At 58.5% G+C, this 6,510-nt stretch carries 6 protein-coding genes and 1 pseudogene; 5 read left to right on the plus strand and 2 right to left on the minus strand.

Features of this window, described 5'->3' with window-relative positions:
• The first annotated feature begins 286 nt into the window (after positions 1-286).
• The 3 genes from ACS5Q1_RS45805 (at position 287) to ACS5Q1_RS45815 (ending at position 2,462) form a co-directional block, all read left to right on the plus strand.
• On the plus strand, positions 287-922 hold the full coding sequence (locus tag ACS5Q1_RS45805; protein ID WP_473104444.1) for a LysE family translocator: 636 nt from the start codon (positions 287-289) through the stop codon (positions 920-922).
• Between the two features lie 328 nt (positions 923-1,250).
• Positions 1,251-1,742 (plus strand): NUDIX hydrolase, encoded by a 492-nt coding sequence (locus tag ACS5Q1_RS45810; protein WP_473104445.1) that lies wholly within the window; start codon positions 1,251-1,253, stop codon positions 1,740-1,742.
• Positions 1,743-1,949: 207 nt separating this feature from the next.
• Positions 1,950-2,462, plus strand: a complete 513-nt coding sequence (locus tag ACS5Q1_RS45815; RefSeq protein WP_473104446.1) for a GNAT family N-acetyltransferase — start codon at positions 1,950-1,952, stop codon at positions 2,460-2,462.
• A gap of 220 nt (positions 2,463-2,682) precedes the next feature.
• On the opposite strand, the gene ACS5Q1_RS45820 is transcribed toward ACS5Q1_RS45815, so the two are convergent.
• A complete protein-coding gene (locus ACS5Q1_RS45820; RefSeq protein ID WP_473104449.1) occupies positions 2,683-3,156 on the minus strand; it encodes a P-loop NTPase family protein in 474 nt (157 codons plus the stop codon).
• 282 nt (positions 3,157-3,438) lie between these two features.
• Between ACS5Q1_RS45820 and ACS5Q1_RS45825 the strand changes: the two genes are divergently transcribed.
• Positions 3,439-4,134: a GNAT family N-acetyltransferase gene (locus ACS5Q1_RS45825; protein ID WP_473104447.1), complete on the plus strand. Its 696-nt coding sequence runs from the start codon at positions 3,439-3,441 to the stop codon at positions 4,132-4,134.
• A gap of 9 nt (positions 4,135-4,143) precedes the next feature.
• Here ACS5Q1_RS45825 and ACS5Q1_RS45830 read toward each other — a convergent pair.
• Positions 4,144-4,904 (minus strand): annotated as a pseudogene (locus tag ACS5Q1_RS45830) (IS5 family transposase).
• A gap of 514 nt (positions 4,905-5,418) precedes the next feature.
• On the opposite strand from ACS5Q1_RS45830, the gene ACS5Q1_RS45835 reads away from it, so the two are divergent.
• On the plus strand, positions 5,419-6,183 hold the full coding sequence (locus ACS5Q1_RS45835; RefSeq protein WP_473104448.1) for a sulfite exporter TauE/SafE family protein: 765 nt from the start codon (positions 5,419-5,421) through the stop codon (positions 6,181-6,183).
• The last annotated feature ends 327 nt before the right edge of the window (positions 6,184-6,510 follow it).

The raw sequence follows: 6,510 nt of genomic DNA on the forward strand, positions 1-6,510 counted from the left end.
CCTCATCCCAACACCCGGCGCGTCAGCAAATTTCCACCACTAGCGCGGACTCTACCCCTCCCCCCCCCCCCCACTGAGGCGGGCTTTGCTGCGATCAAATCAGGTACAGTGATCCGCCTGTCTGGTTGCTCGCTTCATCAGCCACAGTCCGCTCCATGAACAATCAAATCGTAGTCAATCGGCCACGAGCACCTCTTGTACTCGCCGCGCATAAGCTTCAGTATCTCCTATTCTAAACGGCTCTTATCTGAGTGCTTCTAGTGAATGGTCATGCCAGGGAGATGATATGAGCGGCGCGACACTTTTAGCCTTCGCCCTTGTCGCGTTCATCGGCATCGCGACTCCGGGTCCTACGGTTTTATTGGCGCTGACCAACGGATCGCGATACGGCGTGGCGCGGGCCTGCTCCGGAATGGCTGGCGCCGTCGTGTCCGACTTTATCCTGATCGGCGCCGTGGCGCTGGGGCTGGGAGCATTGCTCGCCGCCTCAGAGTTCTGGTTCTCAGTCGTGAAATGGCTGGGCGTCGCCTATCTCGCGTATCTCGGCGTGATGCTGCTGCGGTCCAAAGGAACACTCAACCTTACCCTAGATGTCGGCACAGACGCTCAATCAGGGCCCTCGCGCTCGATCTTTCTCAAGAGCTTGCTCGTGGCCATTACCAATCCAAAAGGGTACTTGTTCTTTTCTGCCTTCCTGCCGCAATTCATTGAGCCATCCTCGCCGCAGATGCCGCAGTATGTGGTTCTAGCCCTGACCTTCGCATTCCTCGACTTTATCATCATGCTGGCCTACGCAGTCCTTGGCGCGCAGGCCATGTGTCTGCTGAAGGCGTCGGGCGCGCTCTGGCTGGACAGGATCTGCGGCGGAGCGCTGCTCGGACTAGCTGGATCACTTGCCCTGTACAGACGCACCAACACGTGATGGTCCCAAACCGCCTGGTTCTATGCTTCACGCGGACTATTCGGCCGTGAGGCGGACTGACGAGGTATATGCCTATTGGTTGAGGCGTTCTCGAAAACAAAACTCAGCTTTAGCAGCTACTTAGCGGAAGACGTGCGCCATCCTTCGGGAGCATCCACAGTAGTTGAGGACGCTCGCACAGGATAGCTACAATCTGGCAAAGTGCTTTCGCAGAGCTCGCATCCGCCCGCCTCACCCTCTGAGGCGGGCTTTCCCCAATGGGATCAGGCGTCATGATATGCTCTCCGGCCGATTGCTTGATCGGCCCGTTCCCTTTGAGGAATACACCATGCGCCGCCGTCCCTCAGCCCGACTGCTTGTCCTCGATCCGGCTGGAAGAGTGCTGTTGTTCCGCTTCTCACACCAGCGAGGGGCTCTTGCAGGTCAAGCCTACTGGGCCACGCCGGGAGGTGGCCTCGAAGAGGAGGAAACATTTCAACAGGCCGCTATCCGGGAGCTCAGGGAAGAGACTGGCCTCTACGTAGACACCATGGGACCGGAGGTGGGGAGCCGAGAGTTCGTCCTGCAGCTCCCGGATGGGGAGCATGTCATGGCGGAAGAACGCTTCTTCGTGGTTCAGGCTGAGCATACGGACCTGTCTCGTGACGGCTGGACACCCGAAGAGCAGGAGGTCATGGCGGACCATCGCTGGTGGTCTATGGCGGAATTGGCTCAAACGTCTGAGACGGTCTGGCCGGACGATCTCCTCGATATCCTGAACACGATTGAGATCCCTGGGTCTGCAGATCCGACAGCCCAACCATCTCATCGCGTTCCATAGGGTTTCGTTCCGGCATAATGGAGCAAAGACCACTGGAATTCACTCAACCTGCTGAACTTGCGAGCTTTTGCGGGCGAGAAAGATTGGCTATCAGACATTCGGAATTGAACGGCGCGGAATGCCGTGACTGCCTTGCAGCGCATTGTGCGGTTGGGGCATATTCGTCCGCATGGATCCGCTCTCCATCGTCTACCAAGGAGCCGTCCAATGATCATCCGCCCCATGACCAGAGGAGATGCTGAGGCCATCCATGCGATTCACAGCGCGTGCCTGACCCGGATCTTGCTGGGACGCTACACACACGAGCAGATCACGGCATGGATGGACGGTCGCACTCCGGAAGGATACGTCCGAGCCTCCGAGGCTGGAGAGCGGTTCTTCGTTGCGGAGGTGGACGGTTCCGTCGTCGGGTACGCCTCGTGGGAGGATGACGAGTTACTGTCGCTGTTCGTTCATCCGGACTGCCAATCCCAAGGCGTAGGCTCGGCTCTCGTCGAAACCTGTCTCGCCGATGCCGAAGGCACGGGAGGCGCCATCACCAAGGTTAAGTCGGTGTTGGGAGCGGAGGCATTCTACGCGAAGCATGGCTTCACAGCGGAAGGCCGGGGAAGCACAGTGAAGCGAGGCGTCGAGATCCCAGACACGAGGATGCGCCGGGAGCACCCAGGGGGTTCCGGACATCTCTCGGCTTCTACAGGAGCCAAACCATTCCGACCATGAGCCGCCAGCAATCCCCTGTTAGTCGGAACGAATGCCCGACAGCGAACTCGATCGCGTAACCGCCGGCGATCCACCATGGGAACTCCGGAACCGAGAACAATGAGCCTACCTCAGACACGGAGAGTGGCTGCGATAGGTGCGCAGAGCTCGTGGCCGTATCGGAAACGTCGTCCACCCTCATCTCATAGAGGCAATTGTGGGAGAACTGTAGCCGTTCGAGCTATACGATGCGGTCCAGATAAGCGGCAATCTCGGCACGGCTCTGTAGTAGCGCCTTCGGGCCAGGGAACAGCTCGAACAGCTTTTTGTGGGCGTCGAACGAGTTCCAGTTATTCTTGCGGATGCGATACTCGGCCACCCACTGAAGGAGGCCCTGAAAGCGCGTCTGGCTTCCCCCGCCTTGAAGTCCGCGGTGCCGAATGTTGGCGATGCATTCGTCTTCGGGCAGATCAAGCCAGATCAACGTCGTGGCATGCCCCAGCACCATATGCACGAGCTGGCCGTAGACACCTTCCATGATCCAACGATCCGCTTCAGCTGCAGTTCGCACGTCCTTGTCCCGCAACGCTCGATCCCGAGCGGTGCCATAGCTGCCGGGCTCCCAATGCAGATCGTCGAGATGGATGACCTGGTGCCCGAGAACGTCGCCGAGCTTGCGTGCAAGCCAGGTCTTGCCACAGCCCCCGTTGCCCATGATCAACGTTCGGTCATAGTCTTTTTGCTGTTCCACTGACACCTCCAGGAGCCCTGCGGAAGGCACATCGGTCAGAGCAGGGTTCCGCACTCCATAACGGCCTTCTACCAAACTCAAACGACCGCGTACTCTCCGAGGTGAGGCAGAGTGATGGCATGCTTCCGCGAGATGGTGAGGCAAACTTGAAATTAAAGCTAGGCTCAAGACCTATTAATCAATTGAAGCAGGATGCGCTCATGGTTTTCTTGCCGGGATCAGGAGGCATGTCGACGGGCAATCTGCGTGGTTGCCGGACAGGCAGATATAGGTATTGCGCCTCAGGCGCTGCTGGAAATCCCTGACGTTCCGATCTTCAACGGTGGATGGATTGACGCTAGATGGTGCTTTCAGAATTACATCAAGACGGTGGGGGATATGGTAATTGTGCGGAAGCTGACGCCGGATTTGCTGCCTGCATATCTGGATTTCTTCGATCGGCAAGCGTTCCAGGACAACCCAGAATGGTCCGGTTGTTATTGCAACTGTTTTTACGCGGATCACTGCAGGAAGCCCTGGAAGGACTGGACGGCCAGGGAAAACCGGCAATCGATCGCCGAGCGTATCCAAGCCGGGCAGATGTGGGGTCATCTCGCCTTTGCTGGAGACCAAGCGGTGGGTTGGTGCGGAGCCGGGCCGAAGGACGCCATTCCGATCTTTGATGTAGAGCCCCGGGAAGACCATAAGCATATTGGCGTTATTACCTGCTTTGTCGTGGCGCAGGCATTCCGCGGACAGGGTATTGCGCGGCAGCTGTTAAGAAGCGTGCTCCAAGATTTTGCGGCAATGAAGCTCTTGATCGCCGAGGCCTACCCCCGACCAGGAGCAAAGACCGCCACCGAAAACCATTTTGGCCCTCTATCGCTGTTTTACTCGGAAGGGTTCTCCTTCCACCAGGATGATCCGTCCGATGGCTCGATCATTGTCAGAAAGCGTCTTTAGACTCAGGACTCATCGATTGATCCAGAAGATGACGGTAGCTGCGATGCAAATCGCCGAGAAGAAGGTATGGGCGCAACGGTCATAACGAGTGGCGATCCGGCGCCAGTCCTTGAGTTTCGCGAACATGTTCTCGACCTTGTGGCGCTGGCGATAGAGGCCCTTATCGTAGTCGAGAGGAACTTTGCGGCTCCTGGTGGGCGGAATGCACGGCTCGATGTTTCTCTCGGCAAGCGCCATGCGGAACCAGTTGCTGTCGTAGCCGCGATCCGCGATCAGCATCGAGCCGGCCGGCAAGGTATCCAGCAGGAGCCGTGCACCTGTGTGGTCGCTCATCTGGCCCTCGGACAGGAGCAGGATAATGGGTCAGCCTGCCTCGTCACAGACGGCGTGGAGTTTGGAGTTCAGCCCACCATTCGTGCGCCCGAGACGACGGGGAACATCCCCTTTTTGAGCAGGCTCGCCGCAGTTCGGTGCGCCTTCAGGTGGGTGGCGTCGATCATGATCCGCTCGGGCTTGGGGCCTTTACCCGCCAGAGCGGCAAAGATCCGGTCGAACACGCCCAACCGGCTCCATCGCATGAACCGGTTGTAGAGCGTCTTGTGCGGCCCGTATGCCTTCGGGGCGTCCTTCCATTGCAGGCCGTTGCGGATCACGTAGACGATCCCACTGACCACTCGGCAGTCGTCCACGCGCGGCACACCATGAGCCAGTGGGAAGTGCGGCGAGATCCGCGCCATTTGGCGTTCGCTCAGCAGAAATAGATCGCTCATCAGCGCCTCCTTCACTGAGGCACTGAATCACTCCTCAAGCCAAATTAATAGGTCCTGAGCCTACATCGTCTCAAGTACTTAGCGGAGCGCCTGCGGCATCCTTTGATTGCATCTACATGTGGTACAGACGCTCGCATAGGATGGCCACAATTCGGCAAAGTGCTTCCTCAAAGCGCGCATCAGCCCGCCTCACCCCCTGAGGCGGGCTTTTTAGCTAGCGCATCGGACCCAAAAGTGGACCCGGTTTTCCGCGAAGAACGATGCGCTCATCTTTGAAAGAAGCATCGGATAGACCCCAAAAGTGCAAATCCGCTTTTGGGTCCGATGCTCTAGCTCAGACGCCGTAATACGTTTGCGCTCCATTCCATCTTCGGCCCATATCAAACTTTCCGGCTATGCGATTTTCGCAGAAGGTCTTCCTACACTTGCGAGGGCTGCTTTCAGCGTCGTTTTCGCATAAGTCTGGGGGATGGCACTAGACCCATCCGCAAACCATGCTTCCCGCAATCTCCCAATGGCCTTTGGAGGTGGCGCAGTCATTGGTGCTCTCGGCGGCCTGATTGGTCTTGGTGGGGCGGAGTTCCGTCTTCCATTGCTCATCGGTCTGTTCCGCTTCGCGGCGCTAGAAGCTGTGATCCTCAACAAGGCCACGAGCCTCGTCGTGGTCACCTCCGCTCTTCCGTTCCGGGCGGGAACAGTGCCCTTTGGACTGATCGCGGCCCAATGGTCCATCGTGCTCAACCTGCTTGCCGGGAGCCTTCTCGGGGCCTGGGTCGGCGCCGGATGGGTGACACGTCTAAAATCGGAGACCCTCTACCGGGTGATCGCGGTTCTCCTAGTCGCCATTGCGGGAGTGTTGGTGTTTGGCCATGACGCGAGCGCGGACCAACCTCTCCTGACCGGATCGGCGCAACTCGTCGCTAGCGTAGTCGCCGGGTTCGTCATCGGCGTCGTGGCCTCCCTGCTCGGCGTGGCGGGAGGCGAGTTGCTGATCCCAACGCTGGTGCTGCTGTTTGGGGCTGACATTAAGCTCGCCGGTAGCCTATCGCTGGCCGTGAGCCTGCCGACGATGCTCGTTGGATTCACCCGCTACAGTCGGGACCAGAGCTTTTCCGTTCTCAGCCGCAACCGCGCTTTCCTGCTCGTCATGGCGGCAGGTTCGATTGCTGGCGCATTCATTGGCGGCCTGCTGCTCGGCATGGTTCCCAATGCCGTCCTGCTTCCAGCCTTGGCGGCGATTTTGCTGATTTCAGCCGTGAAGGTCTGGCGGCACAGCTAGTTCAATAATCGGCCTCCCACGACACTCGAATATTGTCTGCACTTCAGACGGTGAGGCAAACTAATGGCATATTTCCGCGAATGCCTGAGGCAAACTCGAAAACATCAGAAGTGTTGCCGTGTTCCAGCTATGGATCATCGCCAGCTGAGCGCCGGGGGATGAGACACCCCTGTGCTCGAGAGCCACAGCGGCAGTGGCGAACAGGGCGGATTCAAACGGTCGTCGCAACATGGATTCTGTTGACCTGCCGCAGCCATTCGTCAAGCGCCTCTGCAGGGGTTTTCCAGCCCAGCGTCTTTCTCGGCCTTGAGTTGAGGGCGGCCGCCA

Source organism: Microvirga sp. GN3 (assembly GCF_055792825.1).